16 protein-coding genes are annotated in these 16,947 nt (G+C 60.4%); 11 read left to right on the forward strand and 5 right to left on the reverse strand.

The annotated features are described in order from the left end of the window. Positions 1 to 116 precede the first annotated feature (116 nt). The gene (ydiK, locus tag ACTG2O_RS01520) at positions 117 to 1,202 is read right to left on the reverse strand and encodes an AI-2E family transporter YdiK (RefSeq protein ID WP_005356525.1); all 1,086 of its coding nucleotides are present in this window, start codon (positions 1,200 to 1,202) and stop codon (positions 117 to 119) included. Continuing rightward, positions 1,199 to 2,587: a bifunctional NUDIX hydrolase/phosphatase PAP2 family protein gene (locus ACTG2O_RS01525; RefSeq protein ID WP_439975253.1), complete on the reverse strand. Its 1,389-nt coding sequence runs from the start codon at positions 2,585 to 2,587 to the stop codon at positions 1,199 to 1,201. Before ACTG2O_RS01525 ends, ydiK begins: the two co-directional genes overlap by 4 nt. A 185-nt stretch (positions 2,588 to 2,772) precedes the next feature. On the opposite strand from ACTG2O_RS01525, the gene ACTG2O_RS01530 reads away from it, so the two are divergent. The 9 genes from ACTG2O_RS01530 (at position 2,773) to ACTG2O_RS01570 (ending at position 10,908) form a co-directional block, all read left to right on the forward strand. Next, a complete protein-coding gene (locus ACTG2O_RS01530; protein WP_439975254.1) occupies positions 2,773 to 3,153 on the forward strand; it encodes a hypothetical protein in 381 nt (126 codons plus the stop codon). 256 nt (positions 3,154 to 3,409) lie between these two features. Further along, on the forward strand, positions 3,410 to 3,808 hold the full coding sequence (gene hslR, locus ACTG2O_RS01535) for a ribosome-associated heat shock protein Hsp15 (RefSeq protein ID WP_439975255.1): 399 nt from the start codon (positions 3,410 to 3,412) through the stop codon (positions 3,806 to 3,808). 78 nt (positions 3,809 to 3,886) lie between these two features. After that, positions 3,887 to 4,771, forward strand: coding sequence for an Hsp33 family molecular chaperone HslO (gene hslO, locus ACTG2O_RS01540; RefSeq protein ID WP_019445177.1), 885 nt, complete (start codon positions 3,887 to 3,889; stop codon positions 4,769 to 4,771). 149 nt (positions 4,772 to 4,920) lie between these two features. Beyond that, positions 4,921 to 6,546, forward strand: a complete 1,626-nt coding sequence (gene pckA / locus ACTG2O_RS01545) for a phosphoenolpyruvate carboxykinase (ATP) (RefSeq protein ID WP_439975256.1) — start codon at positions 4,921 to 4,923, stop codon at positions 6,544 to 6,546. 193 nt (positions 6,547 to 6,739) lie between these two features. Beyond that, a complete protein-coding gene (locus ACTG2O_RS01550) occupies positions 6,740 to 7,405 on the forward strand; it encodes a GntR family transcriptional regulator (RefSeq protein WP_005340138.1) in 666 nt (221 codons plus the stop codon). A gap of 33 nt (positions 7,406 to 7,438) precedes the next feature. Beyond that, complete coding sequence (locus tag ACTG2O_RS01555) at positions 7,439 to 9,241, forward strand: aminopeptidase P family protein (RefSeq protein WP_005355029.1); 1,803 nt, start codon at positions 7,439 to 7,441, stop codon at positions 9,239 to 9,241. A gap of 87 nt (positions 9,242 to 9,328) precedes the next feature. Next, a complete protein-coding gene (locus tag ACTG2O_RS01560) occupies positions 9,329 to 9,733 on the forward strand; it encodes a nitrous oxide-stimulated promoter family protein (protein WP_005356534.1) in 405 nt (134 codons plus the stop codon). 112 nt (positions 9,734 to 9,845) lie between these two features. Continuing rightward, the gene (locus tag ACTG2O_RS01565; RefSeq protein ID WP_005340127.1) at positions 9,846 to 10,343 is read left to right on the forward strand and encodes a GNAT family N-acetyltransferase; all 498 of its coding nucleotides are present in this window, start codon (positions 9,846 to 9,848) and stop codon (positions 10,341 to 10,343) included. Positions 10,344 to 10,440: 97 nt separating this feature from the next. Next, on the forward strand, positions 10,441 to 10,908 hold the full coding sequence (locus tag ACTG2O_RS01570) for a glycine zipper 2TM domain-containing protein (protein WP_439975257.1): 468 nt from the start codon (positions 10,441 to 10,443) through the stop codon (positions 10,906 to 10,908). Positions 10,909 to 10,990: 82 nt separating this feature from the next. Here the strand turns inward: ACTG2O_RS01570 and amt are convergent, their stop codons facing one another. Beyond that, positions 10,991 to 12,418 (reverse strand): ammonium transporter, encoded by a 1,428-nt coding sequence (gene amt, locus ACTG2O_RS01575; protein ID WP_005342989.1) that lies wholly within the window; start codon positions 12,416 to 12,418, stop codon positions 10,991 to 10,993. A 505-nt stretch (positions 12,419 to 12,923) separates the two neighbouring features. Here amt and ACTG2O_RS01580 point away from each other — a divergent pair. Continuing rightward, entirely contained in the window at positions 12,924 to 13,847 is a 924-nt protein-coding gene (locus ACTG2O_RS01580; RefSeq protein ID WP_019445172.1) for a GGDEF domain-containing protein, read from the forward strand. A 90-nt stretch (positions 13,848 to 13,937) separates the two neighbouring features. Here the strand turns inward: ACTG2O_RS01580 and ACTG2O_RS01585 are convergent, their stop codons facing one another. Further along, the gene (locus tag ACTG2O_RS01585; protein WP_439976643.1) at positions 13,938 to 14,561 is read right to left on the reverse strand and encodes an outer membrane beta-barrel protein; all 624 of its coding nucleotides are present in this window, start codon (positions 14,559 to 14,561) and stop codon (positions 13,938 to 13,940) included. A 251-nt stretch (positions 14,562 to 14,812) separates the two neighbouring features. On the opposite strand from ACTG2O_RS01585, the gene ACTG2O_RS01590 reads away from it, so the two are divergent. Next, positions 14,813 to 15,451 (forward strand): exopolysaccharide biosynthesis protein, encoded by a 639-nt coding sequence (locus ACTG2O_RS01590; RefSeq protein WP_439975258.1) that lies wholly within the window; start codon positions 14,813 to 14,815, stop codon positions 15,449 to 15,451. Positions 15,452 to 15,517: 66 nt separating this feature from the next. Here the strand turns inward: ACTG2O_RS01590 and ACTG2O_RS01595 are convergent, their stop codons facing one another. Further along, positions 15,518 to 16,792, reverse strand: coding sequence for an amino acid permease (locus ACTG2O_RS01595; RefSeq protein ID WP_439975259.1), 1,275 nt, complete (start codon positions 16,790 to 16,792; stop codon positions 15,518 to 15,520). Between the last annotated feature and the right edge of the window lie 155 nt (positions 16,793 to 16,947).

Raw genomic sequence — 16,947 nt, forward strand, 5'->3', positions numbered from 1 at the left:
ACGATCGCCATAATCATAATCACCACAAATAAAAGAGCCGCCCTTATGGGCGGCTCCTGGCATCAGCGATGGATGGCTGAATCGTCTTGTTACCAAATCGTCTTTTTACTGAATCGTTATTGGGCTTTGGGCGCTTCAACCGCAGCGGTCGCCGGTTGGTCATCTTCCTTGATCCAGGCATCCAGCAGGGTGTAGCCCACCGCCAGCACCACGGGGCCGATAAACAGACCGATGATCCCCATGGTCAGCAAGCCACCGATTACCCCCACCAGAATGAGGATGAGCGGCAAGTCGGCGCCCCGCTTGATCAGGAAGGGGCGCAGGAAGTTGTCCATGGTGCCCGCAATCAGTGACCACACCAGCAGGAAGGTGCCCCAGGTGGTGTCACCGCTCCAGTAGAGGTAGCCGATACAGGCCAGCAGCACCGGGAAGGGGCCGATCTGGGCGACGATCAGCAGGAACATCACCACCACCAGCACCATGGCGTAAGGGATACCGGCAATCAGCAGGCCGACACCGGCCACCGAGGATTGCACCAGCGCAGTCACCACCACCCCCATGGCCACGGCGCGGATCGCCTGTGAAGCGAGCACAGTAGCATTGTCGCCACGCTGACCCGCCAGCCGGTGGGCAAAGCGGCGAATGCCGGTCGCCACCACTTCACCGGAGTGATAGAGCACACCACAGATACCGACGGTCAGCAGGAAGTGAACGAACAGCAAGCCAAGATTACCGGCCTGAGAGGCCAGCCAGCGGGCGGTCTGACCGAAATAGGGGGCCAGCTTGGCAAACAGCACCTGACCACCGCTCGCCAGAATTTGCTGCCAGAAGTCATAGAGCTTGTCGCCCACCAGCGGGATCTGTTGCAGCCAGAGCAGCTCCGGCGGCGGTGACTGGCTGATATGGGTACCCAGCTCGATCAGCATGGGCGCCTTCTCCGCCACATTGGCCAGCGTCATAAAGAGCGGGATGACAAACATCAGCAGCAGCACCAGCGTCATAAACAGTGCCGCCAGGGTGCGCTTGCCCCACAACAGGCGCTGCACCATCAGCATCAACGGCCAGGTGGCGATGGTGATCATGGTGGCCCACACCAGCGCAGGCAGGAAGGGCTGCAACACCAAGAAACAGGAGATAATAAGGATGCTGAGAAACAGCACCCCCAGGGTTATCTTGGCCAAATCCACTTTTTTCACATTCATAGAGTTCCCTTGTCAGAGCCGTTGCCCTTGGGTCGTGTGTCGCATTTCAAGAAAGAGAGTATCCACCAGAGGCCAGCGCTCAACCAGAGCCCCAGCCCGAAAAAGAGCACAAACTGACCAAGCAGGATAGCCAGCGAACTGCTGGTCAGCAGCGGTAGCGCCCAGAGCCCCGCCCCGATCAGAGCGCCCCCCGCCAGGGTGACCGCGCCGGTCACAATGGGGGGATAACCGCCGCGGGTCAGGGTAAGCAAACCGCCAACCCAGAGCCCGAAGGCCGCCATGCCTATCCCGGCCAGATGGGCCGACTGGGTCAGCCCCCCGAGCGCCAGCGCAGATGTAATCAGCAGCAGCCAAGCCGCCGACTGCCTGTCGGCACGCCAATAGGGGCGAACCGCCAGCAGCAAGGCGCCGATCAGCAGCCCCGCCGCCACATGGGAAATAAAGTGCACCCCGAGCCAGACGCGCGCCAGACCTGTGGTCAGCGCCAGCAGCAGCGCCAGCGAATAGGCCAGCCCCCGCCGGGCAGGCCAGAGCCAGCCAAGCAGCGCGCCCCAGAACAGCAAGGCCGAAGCGGTATGGCCGCTCGGCATGCCAAAGCCTTGCGCGCTCTGGGTTGCCAGTTCAGGTTGCAGATGGAAGGGGCGCGGCCAGCCAATCCCCTCCTTGCTCGCCTGCACCAGCAAGCCAAGCCAGAGCATGGCGAACAGCAGCTGGCGCAGCCGCGGCCACCCCAGCAGCGGGAGCAGCAAAGGTATCAGGGCAAGCTGAAAGCCGCCTGAACCAAACAGATTGCTGACCGACAGCCACCAGACATCGGGCCCCAGCCACTGCTGCAGGCGCAGCATCAGCGGGATCTCGACCTGATGCAGCGCATTGCCCTGCGCCACGAAATCGGCCTGCCAGTGCACCTCGCTCTCGGGCACCTTATCCAGTCGGGATCGCAGCCAGTCGAGCTGATCCGGGAAGCGGCGCTGCTCGCGGGGCAGCTGGTCGATGGCGATCAGCCGGGCGTTAAGGATCTCTCCCCCCAGATTGGGAGCTTTCAGCAGCGAGACAAAATCGGAATCTTGTTGGGCGACGATAGGCTCCAGAGTGCGACAAGCGAAGATAAGCGCCCGCTGCCAGCGGCCCAACTCCTGCACCACCTCCCCCCGCAAGCCGGTCTCCTCATGGAGCTCACGCAGCGCCGCCTGCTGCGGGATCTCGTCGCCATCTATATAGCCACCGCTCAGGCTGTAGCGGGAGGAGATGCGATCCTGCACCAGCAGCAGTTGATCCTGATGGCGGATGGCACAGGCCGCCGCCGAGGGAGCCGCCGGTTCGGCACTCAGGGCTGGCAGAGCGGCAAACAGCGCCAGCAAGAGTAAAAAGAGGGTTCTCGACATCAATTTGCTTTCCCTATGCACAATGGCGACAAGCCTCCCAGAAATCAGATAGTTGGGCAACGGTAGCGGCCAGATCGCCGCCGTTCCCGCCGCGCAGGCGGTGCACGGAAGATTGCGATGAAGCAGGGCACTCCCTACTATTGGCGGCTATCTTCAATTTCATGCAGCAAACGCTGGAGCCCTCCATGAGACAGTTCGGCTTTTTCCTCGGCATCGCCATCGGTGTCATTTTGATCCTGTTCGGCAGCATCGTCATCTTCCAGGCGCTCCCTGCCGCACTGGATGTACTGGAGATGCCAAGCCGCATCCCGTTCGTGCGCGAGGTCTACACCTGGCTGATGACCAGCGCCAACGGCCTGACCGCCCAGCTGGAGCAGAATTTCCTGGAAGCCTTCCAGACCGTGCTCAAGCTGATCCTGCTCATCACCTTCATGTGGGTCTGCGTCAAGCTGGTCAACATGGGGGTGCTGATTATCCGTGCCGGGGTTGATCTCATCCGCACCGCCATCACCCACAGCGAAGGCCCCCACGACCAGAAGAAGCCGGATCAGCACGATCACTTCTGACTCTGACATGGTCAACGGATGTGAACGCTGCCGCCCCCAACCGGGGCGGCAGCTTTATATGCGCGGTATGAAGGCCCTTCCCAGCCCCCATGGATACCCGATAAAGCAGCGGCTTTCCCTTGTGAATCAGCAAACTGCCCATATGTTGCATCACCTTGACATGGTTTGCGCCCCGCGCGGCGGCTGCCCGGTTTCTATCCCGACCCCGTGCTCTGGTATAATCGACCACCTCTTTTCCCCGTTATGGAGCCTGTTCATGCCCAATCATGCAGAAAGTGCCCTCGAGGTTCGTCTCGACAAGTGGTTGTGGGCGGCCCGTTTCTACAAGACCCGCTCCATTGCGCGGGATCAGATAGACGGGGGCAAGGTGCACTACAATGGTCAGCGCAGCAAACCGGGCAAACAGGTGGAAGTGGGTGCACTGATCCGCTTCTGGCAGGGGCAGGACGAACGCGAAGTGCGGGTGCTGGCCTTGAGCGAGCAGCGCAAATCGGCACCGCTGGCCCAGCAACTCTATGAAGAGACCGCCGAGAGCCTGAAAAAACGGGCCGCGAACAGCGAGGCGCGCCGCTTCAACAGCCAGTTTGCCCCCAGCCCCGAGCGCCGCCCCGACAAGCAGGAGCGACGCCAGTTGCTCAAGGTCAAACAGTACTGACCGACCCCGATTTGATACCGGGCTGGCCTCAACCCCAGCCCGCCCGATTTACCTCACCGAAGAACCCAGGAACATATGATGAGCAACCAAGATCTGCTGTATCGCTATCTGTTTGAAGAGTACGAAGTGCGTGGCGAGCTGGTCCAGCTGGATCACACCTACCGCCACGTAGTGGAAGCCCAGAACTACCCGGTGCAGGTGCAAAAACTGCTGGGCGAGCTGCTGGTCGCCACCAGCCTGCTGACCGCCACCCTCAAGTTTGAAGGCTCTATCACGGTGCAACTGCAGGGCGATGGCCCGGTGCGTCTGGCCGTGATCAACGGTGACAACAACCAGCAGCTGCGCGGCGTGGCCCGCTATGAAGGCGAGCTGCCGAGCGATGGCAAGCTGCAGAGCCTGATTGGCAACGGCCAGCTGATCATCACCATCACCCCGGAGCAGGGCGAGCGCTATCAGGGCATCATCGCGCTGGATGCCGACACCCTGGCGGGCTGCCTGGAGCACTACTTTGCCCGCTCCGAACAGCTGGCCACCAAGCTGTGGATCCGCACTGGTTACCACGAGGGCGAACCGCGCGCCGCCGGCATCATGCTGCAGGAGCTGCCCGCCCAGAGCGAGGATCACAGCAACGATTTCGATCACCTGACCCAGCTCACCAGCACCATCAAGGATGAAGAGCTGTTCGGCCTGCAGGCAGAAGAGATCCTCTACCGTCTCTACCATCAGGACAAGGTAAGGGTATTCGATCCGCAGGCGGTCGAGTTCCGCTGCACCTGCTCCCGCGAGCGCTGCGAAGGGGCCCTGTTGCAGATAGAAAAGGAAGAGGTCATGGAGATGGTGCAGGAGCTCGGCAAGATCGACATGCACTGTGATTATTGCGGCGCCCAGTACCAATTTAATGGGATCGATGTCGAAACCCTGTTCAGCAGGGCTCCCGGCAATGATGCAAACCAGTTACACTAATTAAAGGCGGGCAAAACCCGCCTTTAACTTTAATAACAAAAAAATACCCTATTTTATAAAGTTTGATGGCGATCGCTAAACTCTACCACCTAAGTGATAGGATGACCGTCAGATAGAACCCTACCAACCTCTGAACCCAGGAGAATACAATGACAATCGTGGCAGAACCCACCCTGGCCCAACAATTAGGACTGGACCAGTACGGCATCAAAAACAGCCAAGAAATCGTTCGCAACCCCTCTTACGAGCAACTTTTCGCGGAAGAGACACGCCCTGACCTGGAAGGGTTCGAGCGCGGTGTGGTGACCGAGCTGGGCGCCGTCAACGTAAACACCGGTATCTTCACCGGTCGCTCCCCGAAAGATAAATATATCGTCAAAGATGCCACTACCCAGGATACTGTGTGGTGGTCTGACCAGGGTAAAAACGATAACAAAGCCATTACCCCGGAAGTGTGGTCACATCTGAAAGGGCTGGTCACCAAACAGCTCTCCGGCAAGCGCCTGTTTGTGGTCGACGGTTTCTGCGGTGCCAACCCGGATACCCGCCTGGCCGTGCGCATCATCACCGAGGTGGCCTGGCAGGCACACTTCGTGAAAAACATGTTCATCCGCCCGAGCGATGAAGAGCTGAAAACCTTCAAGCCTGACTTCGTGGTGATGAACGGTGCCAAGTGCACCAACCCGAACTGGAAGGAGCAGGGCCTCAACTCCGAGAACTTTGTTGCCTTCAACATGACCGAGAAGATGCAGCTCATCGGTGGCACCTGGTACGGTGGCGAGATGAAGAAGGGCATGTTCTCCATGATGAACTACTTCCTGCCCCTGCGCGGCATTGCCTCCATGCACTGCTCCGCCAACGTGGGTCAGGACGGCGATGTCGCCATCTTCTTCGGCCTCTCCGGCACCGGCAAGACCACCCTCTCCACCGATCCGAAGCGTCAGCTGATCGGCGATGACGAGCACGGCTGGGATGACCACGGCGTGTTCAACTTCGAAGGGGGCTGCTACGCCAAGACCATCAAGCTTTCCGAAGAGGCCGAGCCGGACATCTACCACGCCATCCGTCGCGATGCGCTGCTGGAGAACGTGACTGTTGCCGCAGATGGCACCATCGACTTCGATGATGGCTCCAAGACCGAGAACACCCGCGTCTCCTACCCCATCTATCACATCGACAACATCGTCAAGCCGGTCTCCAAGGCAGGTCACGCCACCAAGGTGATCTTCCTGACTGCCGACGCCTTCGGCGTGCTGCCCCCGGTCTCCAAACTGACCAAGGAGCAGACCAAATACCACTTCCTGTCTGGCTTCACCGCCAAACTGGCCGGTACCGAGCGCGGCATCACAGAGCCGACTCCGACCTTCTCCTCCTGCTTCGGCGCAGCCTTCCTCTCCCTGCACCCGACCAAGTACGGTCAGGAGCTGGTGAAACGGATGGAAGCGGCAGGTGCAGAGGCCTATCTGGTCAACACCGGCTGGAACGGCACCGGCAAGCGCATCTCCATCAAGGATACCCGCGCCATCATCGACGCCATCCTGGATGGCTCCATCGAGAAGGCCGAGACCAAGGTGCTGCCGATCTTCAATCTGGAGATCCCGACCGCGCTGCACGATGTGAACCCGGCGATCCTCGACCCGCGCGACACTTACGCCAACAAGGCCGAGTGGGATGCCAAGGCCGTCGATCTGGCAGGGCGTTTCATCAAGAACTTCGAGCGCTTCACCGATAACGACGAAGGCAAACGTCTGGTTGCGGCAGGCCCGCAGCTGTAACAGGCTCGCTTCGTATCAGTGACATCATGCCGGTCAGCCACGCTGACCGGCGTTTTTGTTTTTGTGGAGCCCCGAACGCCGCCATCGGCCCCGTTAAAGGGGCCAAAACCTTGCCTTTGCCCATTGTGACAGGTTAGATTCAGCCAAACTTTATACAATATACAATTCTGTAACGCCCAATCGTGACCCGACCATGACCCCACCCTACAAGACCCGAACCCAGATGGTGATGGAAAACCTCCGTGGCCGGATCCTCCGTGGGGAGTTCCCCGCTGGCGCCCCCTTGCGTCAGGATGCCATAGCCAAAGAGCTGGCCGTGAGCCGCATTCCGGTGCGCGAAGCCCTGATGCAGCTGGAAGCGCAGGGGCTGGTGAAGTTCGAAGCCCATCGCGGCGCCGTGGTCACCATGCTGGACGCCTCGGCCATTGAAGAGCTCTTTTATTTGCGAGCGCTGCTGGAAGCCGATACCCTGTTTCACGCCGTCGACAAGATGACGGAAGCCACCTTCGCGCAAGCGGAGGCGATCCTCGCCCAGTTTGATCACGCCCTGGAGTCAGGCACCCAGATCGAACATTGGGCCGAGTTGAACCACAGCTTTCACGCCACCCTCTATCAGGCAGCCGGTCGCCCCCAGGCACTTGAACTGATCGCCCAGATCAATCTGAGCTGTGACCGCTATGTCCGCTTCGAGCTGCTCTTTGCCAGCGACGGGGTGGACAAGGCGGAGCGTGAACACGCCCAATTGCTGGAACTGTGCCGCGCCCGGCGCAAGCACGAGGCGGTGGTACTGCTCAGGCAGCATATCGAAGCGGCAGGTCAGTCGATCAAGCGGATCCTGGCCAGCGGCCATAAAAACTGAACACTCATATAGCAACCATCTGGCACTAACGACATGAATAATTTCGAGATAATTGAAACCCGCGTCGCCCAAGTCAGGGCCGAGCTGGCCATGCAGGAGTTGGACGCATTTATCGTCCCCCACGATGATGAGCACCTCGGCGAGTACATCCCCGCCTATGCCGAGCGGCTTGACTGGATCACCGGTTTCAACGGCTCTGCCGGCGTTGCCATCATCATGGCCCAGCGGGCAGCCCTCTTTGTCGATGGTCGCTATACGGTGCAGGCGCGGATGCAAACTCCCGCCGAACTGTTCGAATTCCTCCACCTCATTGAAAATCCCCATGTGCAGTGGCTGGCTGAGCAGCTGCCGTCAGGCTCCCGAGTTGGCTTCGATGCCCGCCTGCACAGCCTGACCTGGTACAAGAATGCCAAGGCCGTGCTGGCCGACCGCGGTATCGAGCTGATCCGCGTCGAGCAGAACCCCATCGACCTGAACTGGAGCGATCGCCCGGAGCCGACCAAGAGCCCGGTCATCCTCTACAGCGAGGAGTTGGCAGGCCAGTCCAGCCAGTCCAAACGTGAACAGCTGGCGGCCGACCTGCGCAAGCGCGGGCTGGATGCCGTGCTGCTGACCCAGGCCGAGCCCATCAACTGGCTGCTCAACCTGCGCGGCCGCGACATCGACCGGCTGCCGGTGGTGCTGGGCTTTGCGGTGCTCTACGCCAACACCAGCATGGATTTCTTCGTCGATACCGACAAAATTGACTGCTTCGCTTTCACCCAGCACGTGGGACAGGATGTCTCCGTCTACCCCATCGACAAGCTGGGCGACGTGCTGCAGCGCATCGGTGAAGATCAGCAGAAAGTGCTGGCCGATCCAGACAGCGCCAACGCCTGGACCCAGCTCGTCATGGAAGAGGCGGGCGCCATTCTGGTGGCAGGGCAAGACCCCACCATGTTGCCGAAAGCGTGCAAGAACGAGATCGAGCTGACCGGTATGCGTGCCGCTCACCTGCGTGATGGCGTGGCCATGACCCGCTTCCTTGCCTGGCTGGATCGGCTGGTCGCCTCCGGCGAGTTCGAGGGGGTGGATGAAGGCACCCTGGCCGATCAGGTGGAAGCGTTCCGCCGCGAGCAGGAGCACTACGTCGAGCCGAGCTTCGATACCATCTCCGCGCTCGGCCCCAACGCCGCCATGTGCCACTACCACCACACCAACGGCACCCCGCGTGCGTTTGGTCAGGACAGCCTTTATCTGCTGGACTCCGGCGCCCAGTATATGGATGGCACCACCGACATCACCCGCACCATCAAGGTGGGTGAGGTGAGCGACGAGCAGAAAGCGATGTTTACCCGGGTGCTGCAGGGCCATATCGCGCTGGATCAAGCCCGCTTTCCCCGTGGCACCGCCGGTATTCAGCTCGACGTGCTGGCCCGCATGCCGCTGTGGCAAGCCGGTTACAACTATGACCACGGCACCGGCCACGGCGTCGGCCACTTCCTGAGTGTCCACGAAGGGCCCCAGCGCATCGCGCCGAAAGGGAGCATGGTCGCCCTGCAACCGGGCATGGTGCTCTCCAACGAGCCGGGTTACTACCGCGAAGATGGCTTCGGCATCCGCTGCGAAAACCTGGTGGTGGTGACCGAGCTGGAACAGGTTGGCGAGCTACCGATGCTGGGCTTCGAGCGCCTGACCTACGTGCCGTTCGATACCCGCCTGATCGATCGCAGCCTGCTGAGCCCGGCCGAATTCCGCTGGATCAACGAATACCATGTCGAGGTGTTCCGCCGCCTGAGCCCGCTGCTCGAGGGCGAGGATCTCGCCTGGCTGGAGCAGGCAACCAGCCTCATCTGATGACACAGGGCCTGCGGGCCCTGTTTTTTATCCCCCCTTTTGACCTGTATCAACACCCCAAGCGAGCAGGTCAGGAGAATGGCGGCCATGAAAAGTCATCATGCCAGCCCAGCCCGGGGCTCACACGCCGCAGCCAGCAAAAAGGCGAGTGACCATCCCAGACTCATGCGCGAGCAGCAGACGGTCAGCGCCATGATCCGCCTCTACTGCCAGCACCATCATCAGGATCCCCATTGCCGCCACTGTCGCCAGTTGCGGGATTTCGCCCATCAGCGCCTGCGTCGCTGCCGTTATGGCCACGGCCACAAACCCACCTGCGCCAACTGCAATATCCACTGCTACGCACCGGCGATGCGCAAACAGATCCAGCAGGTGATGAAGTGGAGCGGCCCGCGCATGTTGCTGCGCCACCCCTGGCTCACCCTCCGCCACCTGCTCGACGGCTTGCGCAAAGCGCCCAAACTGCCCCAGAGCCGCCCCCTGCCGCCATAACCGCCAATCCCTTGCATCCGGCAGGGGATGACCACTACCCTATGGCTCCTTTTCTGCCGTTGACCCCAAGGTCAGCGGCGTTGCCGATCCGTTTGCTGCCGATGGAGTCCTGATGCACCACAACCCGCCCCTGCTACGCACCGCCACCCACAATGACATGCACGCCATCTGGCAGATCGATGCCAAGGTGTTTGGTGAAGATGTCTATCCCGCCTTCTTCTTCCGTCAGGCGATGGATTTGTGGCCCGAGTTGTTGCTGGTGGCCGAATACGAGGGGCAGCTGGTGGGGTATGTGCTGGGGGGATTTGGTCAGGAGCGGTCGCAAGGCTGGGTGCTCTCGCTGGCGGTACTGCCCGAGGCACGCGGTTTTGGTCTGGCCGAGCGAATGATGCGCCAGATGGAGGCCAACCAGCAGGCGCTGCAGATCAGCGAACTGCGGCTCACGGTCGATCCGGCCAATCCGGCCCAGCGCCTCTACTACCGGCTCGGTTACACATTGCAGGCGGAAGTAGCCGACTATTTCGGCCCCGGAGAAGACCGTCTGCTGCTGGTTAAAACCCTCTCCGGTACAGCTGCGATTCAAGGACAAAACCGGTTACAGAACGCATAATTGGTTACATTTTGCCGATTTCATGTGTGACGGGGTTGGAGTAAAGTTCACTCATCAACCGGATTGTTCAAATTACGTGCAGCCCAGGAGGCCCACCATGTTGAAGCGTATGACCCTTATTGCCCTGCTGGCAGCGACCACCATCACCGGATGCGCCAACAGTGACGTTTACTCTGGCGATGTTTACACCAAAGACCGCGCCAAACAGGTGCAGACCGTCAGCTACGGCACCATCATCTCCACCCGCCCGGTGAAAATCCAGGCCGATGAGAACTCCCTGATTGGCACCATTGGCGGCGCCGTAGTCGGTGGCCTGCTGGGCAGCACAGTCGGTGGCGGCACCGGACGTGACATCGCAGCCGCAGGCGGCGCCATCGCCGGTGCAGCGGCAGGTAACGCCATCGGCAACAAGATGAATCAGGTCGACGGCGTCGAGCTGGAGATCAAGAAAGAGAACGGCGAAGCCATCGTGGTCGTGCAGAAAGCCAGCCCCACCTTCACCCCGGGTGCTCGCATGCGCATGACCCAGGGCAATGGCAGCATCAACGTGGCCGTCGTGAACTAAGAGTGTGAACTCAGGCTTTGCGGCTTTAGAGTCATAAAAAAACCGCCGATCCCGGCGGTTTTTTGTTGTCTGGCATTCGGGATTACATGCTGTAAGCCTTCTCGCCGTGGGAGGTGACATCCAGCCCTTCCCGCTCGGCATCGCCATTCACCCGCAGACCCACCAGCATGTCGACCGCCTTGAAGGCAATCGCCGCCACGGCACCGGACCAGAGCAGAGTAACACCGACCCCGATAGCCTGGATCTTCACCTGAGTCAGGATGGAGTAACCCTCGGCAACCTGATTGGTGACATAGTCCCACACCCCGGTACCGCCCAGGTCCGGGCTGGCAAAAACGCCGGTCAGCAGGGCGCCGAGAATACCGCACACCCCGTGTACGCCAAACACGTCCAGACTGTCATCGGCCCCCAACATGCGCTTGAGACCGTGGACACCCCACAGACCCGCCACACCACTGATAAGGCCCATCACCAGACCACCACCCACACCGACGAAACCGGCTGCCGGGGTGATCACCACCAGACCGGACACCGCACCGGATGCCGCACCCAGCAGGGAGGGACGTCCCTTCATCACCCACTCGGCCAGGGTCCATGAGAGAGCTGCCGCAGCCGGCGCCACCCAGGTGTTGATAAAGGCGAGTGCGGCGATACCGTTGGCTTCCAGCGCGGAGCCCGCGTTGAAACCGAACCAGCCGAACCAGAGCAGGGAGGCACCGATCATGGTCATGGTCAGGCTGTGGGGGGTCATGGGATCACGACCGTAGCCCAGACGCTTGCCCACCAGATAGGCACCCACCAGACCCGCCACGGCGGCATTGATGTGCACCACTGTGCCGCCTGCAAAGTCCAGCGCACCATGCTGGAACAGATAACCGGCAGTGGCGGTCGCTGTGGCCGCAGCCTCGGCGCTGGTATAGGCATCCGGACCCGCCCAGTACCACACCATATGAGCCAGCGGGATATAGGCGAAGGTGAACCAGATCACCGAGAAGAGCAGCACGGCGGCAAACTTGATGCGCTCGGCAAACGCCCCCACGATAAGGCCGCAGGTGATGGCGGCAAAGGCCCCCTGGAACACCACATAGATCAGCTCGCTGATCCCGACACCCTTGCTGAAGGTGGCGGCGATGGAGTCAGGGGTCACCCCCTTGAGCAGCACCTTGCTGAAGGAGCCGTAGAAATTGCCCCCTTCGGTAAAGGCCAGCGAATAGCCGTAGATCACCCAGAGCACGCAGATGAGGCAGAACAGGGTAAAGACTTGCATCAGCACGCTCAGCATGTTTTTGGCCCGCACCAGACCACCGTAGAAGAGGGCCAGACCGGGGATCGACATCAGGATCACCAGCGCCGCCGAGAGCAGCATCCAGGTGTTGTCACCCTTGTTGATTGTCATGGCGGCAACCGGTGCCACCGCCGCCTGTACCTGAGCGACCTCTTCGGCCCAACTTGGGGTAACCAGCAAGGCAGGCAACATCGTCAGACCCGCCATCATCCATTTTTTGACCATAGAGCACTCTCCTTCCCTGTCGTACCGGTACAAGACCGGCTCCGTTTCCCTGATTGAATCTGTGGCGAACCGCAAGGTGTTGCTGCAACCCGCCAGAATCACACCCGCGCCCTGCACGGGGATGCCTCTTGCCACTTCCTCATCACTGCATCTGCCGCCGATGACCGCAAGAGACCGTCTGACATGTAAAAAGCATAAAGCGGGCCATAAATTTAAATCCTTTTAAATCATGGTATTAATAAGATCGCGCATCATCAACGCACCAATTTGGCGCATGAGCTGCGCTAACCTGCCCAGGGTCGCCCTGTCACAGGGCAGGCGATACTTCACGCACCAGAAGTGCGCAAACCCTGAGCCAGCCCACAAGCTGACGTCATCGATATCGCGCGCTGCGGGTCCGCTCGTTTACACTGACAGACCAGCCGTTTCCTGTTATCCGACCACGGCATGCCATTACGCAGCCTCTTGTTTGCAACCTGATGGCAGTCCCAATCCGAGGAACACCATGCAGTTCGATCGTCTCGACATCAGCCTCTCCCACTACCGTCATCTCGACCGGGAGCATCGCGCCCACATCGCGCTGCTGGGGATAGTGATGCTGGCCATCATGGCCCTGCATCTGTTGCTGCTGCCCCACTTCCCTTACGAGCGCTTTTACGCCGTCAGCTTTGGCTTCGAGGTGATCAACTGGCTCACCATGCTGTTCCTGTTCTGGGTGGTGCAGTGCGCCCACCTGCCCACCCATACCTACCGCATGCTCTCCTGCGGTCTGATGTTGTGGATCATGGGGGCCACCGCCGACATCATGGATGAGCTGGTGGCGCAGCCACTCTGGCTCGCCATCTATGCCGAGGATCTGCTGCGCTCCAGCGGCATCCTGCTCAGCAGCATCGGCATCCTGAGCACCATGCACCATCTCTTTCACATCAATACCCAGCTCAGACAACAGGCACTGTTCGATGATCTGACCCGGCTGCCAAACCGGCGCTACTTTCATCAGCAGCTGTTTCTGGAACAAGGGATTTGCCACGCCCTCATCCTGCTGGATCTGGATCACTTCAAGGTGATCAATGACAACTACGGCCACGATATCGGGGATCGGGTGTTGCAGCAGTTTGGCGAGCTGTTGCAACAGCACTGCCCGCCCGGTGCGCTGGCGGCCCGTGTCGGGGGTGAAGAGTTTGCCCTGCTGCTGCCCATCGCCCACGAAGCCGAGCTGCAGCAACTGGCCAACACCCTGCTCACTGCGACCCGCACCATAGCCCCCGACCCGACCCATACCATGACAGTCAGTCTGGGAGTGGGGATCCGCGAGCCCAAGGAACCAGCAGTCTCGCTGTTCAAACGGGTGGATCAGGCGCTTTATGGCGCCAAGGAGGCGGGCAGAAACTGCGCGGTATGGGCGATGCCGACTAACAAGGAGGTATGAAGATCTGCAGGTTGATTGCCGATAACGGCGAAACATTGCTGCTGAAACAGGGGCCCAAGGGCCCCTGTTTCATAGGGAAAATCCCCTCGCCTAAAAGCGGAAGGTAAGACCGATATTGGCCTGCCACTGGGTTACCAGCTCCCCGCGCACCTTGAACACGCACTGCTCTGGGTTGCAGAGAAACTGGTTGTTGTCGTTGACCAGCGAGCCATAACCGCGCACCTCGGCCCGCAGGGCCAGATGCTCGGCGAGGCGCGGTTGCACCCCGAGCGCCAGCGACATGGAAGGAGTCACCTCGCTGTCGTAGGCGGCAAAGCGGGTCACCCCGATCCCGGCGCCGATGTAGGGCGCCATCAGGTTGTCAGAGAGGGTCAAAGCACCGGAAAAGTGCAGGGTATCGACCGTCAGGCGATCCGGCTGGTCGGGAGAGAGGGTGGTGGACTGGTGGCTGTAGAGCAGCTCGATCATGCCGGGGTCATCCACCTCCTTGCTGATAAAGAAGCCCCAGCTGCCGGAGCCCTGCCCCTGGAGTGAATCGAGCGAGGCCGAGACCGGCACCGGCTGCACCACCTCGTCACTCTTCTCGAAGTCGATGGACGAGCTGTAACCGAAAAATGGCGTCACCTGCCAACCGGATGTGGTCGCGCCCTCGGCACTCCAGACCGGCCCCAGTGGCAGCAACAACCCCATCATCGCTATCCCGGCTCTCTTCATCATCATCCCCTGCTCCCTGTGTGATTGTGCAGAAAGCATACCAGAGGCGTCCTAGGCCCATCCTAAACGGCGGCTGTACCGGATCACTTTCATCGCGGGATTTCCCTCTCGCCGGAACCTCCGCCGAGCCGCACCACTGGCGCAGCTACGCGCCCCAGCCACCATTCATCGACGGTTAACCTCTGCCACGTATGCTGGCGCCAAATCGGGTCATCGGGGCCCGTTATCACCACTCAGAAGGACATCAGGGAATGGTTTCCGCGCAACTCAACGACCCCAAAACTACCCTCGCGGATACCCTGCGGGCCACCGCGCATGCCATCGACGAGAGCCACATCAGCCTGCGCCAGATGCTCGCACTGGTGGGCGAGCAGGGGATGCTGCTGTTTTGCGTGCTGCTCACCGTCCCCTTCCTGCTGCCGGTCTCCATTCCCGGGGTCAGCACCCCGTTTGGCCTGCTGATCCTCTTTATCGGCATCGGCATCACCCTCAATCGGGTGCCCTGGCTGCCCGCCATGCTGATGGAGCGCCGCTTCGCTGCCGACCAGCTCAAGCCGACCCTGCACAAGGGGGCGGATCTGCTGGCCCGGGTCGATCGCGTTATCCGCCCGCGCCTGCTGGTGCTGACCGGCAGCAACACAGTCAACCGCTGCAACGGCCTGCTGATCATGCTGGCCGCCCTGCTGCTGATGCTGCCCCTGGGCGCCATCCCGTTCACCAACGCCATGCCTGCCTGGGCCATCCTGCTGCTGGCCACCGGCATGTTGCAGCGGGACGGTCTGTTCGTCGCCAGCGGCTATCTGCTGGTAAGCGCAACCCTGGTCTGGTTCAGCGTGCTGGCCATCGGCTTGCTGATGGCGGGCCAAAGCGCCAGCGGCCTGCTCGGCTAACCCCGATGCACAGAAAAAGGGCGACCAGATGGTCGCCCTTTTTGATTTGTGCGGGATACCGCCCGGTCAAAGCAGATCGTAGATAAGGGCCGAGATGGCAAGCAGCCCCATCACCAACACAAAAAGGGTACTCGGCCCGCGATAACGCTTGAGTGCGGGCAAGCGATAGATGGAGCAGGCCGGCAGCAGAAACAGGATCACCGCGATCAGCGGGCCACTGACGCGCTCGATGATGTCGAGCACGTTGGGGTTCAGATAGGTGATGACGGCGGTCACCATAAACAGGATCACCGACGACACCCGGGCGATGGTCGACTCCCTGAGAGAGAGCCCCAGCCCCTGACAGGCACCACTCACCATGCTCACCGTCCCCTCGCTCACCCCCATGGAGGTGCCGAGGAAGGATTTGGACATGGCCAGAATGGCGATGAGTGGCCCCACATAGGCGATCAGCGGATTGGAGAACTTGTTCGCCAGCGCCGACAGCACCGAGATATTGTCGGTGCGGGCCAGCGCCATCTCCGCCTGACTCAGGCTCATCACGCAGCTCACCACGAAAAAGAGCACACTGCCGCAAATCAGCATGCTGCTGCACTTGATGATCCGCTTGGCGCGCAGGTCGGCACTCTCCTGACAACGCTTTTTCTGCGCCGCGCTGAAGGAAGAAATAATGGGCGCATGGCTGAAGGAGAAGACCATCACCGGCACGATCAGCCAGAGGGATTTCCAGAACGCCGGATCACGCCAGTCCACCGCCTGACTCTCGCTGAAATAGGAGAGGCTCCACTGGGGCAGCAGATAGATGGAGAGGCCAATCAGAAAGGCGACCATCGGTAGCGCCAGCACGCTGATGGCCGATACCACGATCTGTTTGCCAGCCAGCAGCACCAGACGCAGACCCAGCATCACCCCCAGCACCAGCAAGCCGCGCGGCAGCTCGGCATCCCCCAGCTGGTGGACTACAAAGCTCTGGATCGCATTGGTGATGGAGATGCTGTAGACCAGAATGATGGGGTAGAAGGCCATCAGATAGACCAGCATCAACAGCTTGCCCGCCTTGGCACCGAAGTGCTCCTCCACCACATGGGTGATATCCCCCTCCTTGTGGGAGCTGGAGAGCACAAAGCGGCTCAATGCCCGGTGGGAATAATAAGAGAGCGGAAAAGCCAGCAATAAAATGAATAGCAAAATAACCGGAGAATTACTGCCAACAGTAATAGGGAGAAATAACGTACCGGCACCGACAGCTGTAGCATATAGGCCCATGGTCCATACCGAATCGCTTTTCTCCCATTTCAATTTTGAAACAGGGTTACTCTTTTCAGCAATAGAAACACTCATTGCAATATATACCTTATTAGTCTGTCATCATTATTTTTATTGGCCCGAATAACAGGCTGGAGATATGTCGTTGCATATCGCCATGCACATGAAAAAACAACGCCGCCAGCGGCCAACAGGGCCACCGGAGAGAAACGGAGCTGCCACGCTACCAT

Source organism: Aeromonas sp. 61P (assembly GCF_051919545.1).
GTDB lineage: Bacteria > Pseudomonadota > Gammaproteobacteria > Enterobacterales > Aeromonadaceae > Aeromonas > Aeromonas veronii.

Bases quoted from the DNA above. Each gene is read 5' to 3' on its own strand.
- ydiK (WP_005356525.1), bottom strand. From the start codon at position 1,202: ATGAATGTGAAAAAAGTGGATTTGGCCAAGATAACCCTGGGGGTGCTG.
- ACTG2O_RS01525 (WP_439975253.1), bottom strand. From the start codon at position 2,587: ATGTCGAGAACCCTCTTTTTACTCTTGCTGGCGCTGTTTGCCGCTCTG.
- ACTG2O_RS01530 (WP_439975254.1), top strand. From the start codon at position 2,773: ATGAGACAGTTCGGCTTTTTCCTCGGCATCGCCATCGGTGTCATTTTG.
- hslR (WP_439975255.1), top strand. From the start codon at position 3,410: ATGCCCAATCATGCAGAAAGTGCCCTCGAGGTTCGTCTCGACAAGTGG.
- hslO (WP_019445177.1), top strand. From the start codon at position 3,887: ATGAGCAACCAAGATCTGCTGTATCGCTATCTGTTTGAAGAGTACGAA.
- pckA (WP_439975256.1), top strand. From the start codon at position 4,921: ATGACAATCGTGGCAGAACCCACCCTGGCCCAACAATTAGGACTGGAC.
- ACTG2O_RS01550 (WP_005340138.1), top strand. From the start codon at position 6,740: ATGACCCCACCCTACAAGACCCGAACCCAGATGGTGATGGAAAACCTC.
- ACTG2O_RS01555 (WP_005355029.1), top strand. From the start codon at position 7,439: ATGAATAATTTCGAGATAATTGAAACCCGCGTCGCCCAAGTCAGGGCC.
- ACTG2O_RS01560 (WP_005356534.1), top strand. From the start codon at position 9,329: ATGAAAAGTCATCATGCCAGCCCAGCCCGGGGCTCACACGCCGCAGCC.
- ACTG2O_RS01565 (WP_005340127.1), top strand. From the start codon at position 9,846: ATGCACCACAACCCGCCCCTGCTACGCACCGCCACCCACAATGACATG.
- ACTG2O_RS01570 (WP_439975257.1), top strand. From the start codon at position 10,441: ATGTTGAAGCGTATGACCCTTATTGCCCTGCTGGCAGCGACCACCATC.
- amt (WP_005342989.1), bottom strand. From the start codon at position 12,418: ATGGTCAAAAAATGGATGATGGCGGGTCTGACGATGTTGCCTGCCTTG.
- ACTG2O_RS01580 (WP_019445172.1), top strand. From the start codon at position 12,924: ATGCAGTTCGATCGTCTCGACATCAGCCTCTCCCACTACCGTCATCTC.
- ACTG2O_RS01585 (WP_439976643.1), bottom strand. From the start codon at position 14,561: ATGAAGAGAGCCGGGATAGCGATGATGGGGTTGTTGCTGCCACTGGGG.
- ACTG2O_RS01590 (WP_439975258.1), top strand. From the start codon at position 14,813: ATGGTTTCCGCGCAACTCAACGACCCCAAAACTACCCTCGCGGATACC.
- ACTG2O_RS01595 (WP_439975259.1), bottom strand. From the start codon at position 16,792: ATGAGTGTTTCTATTGCTGAAAAGAGTAACCCTGTTTCAAAATTGAAA.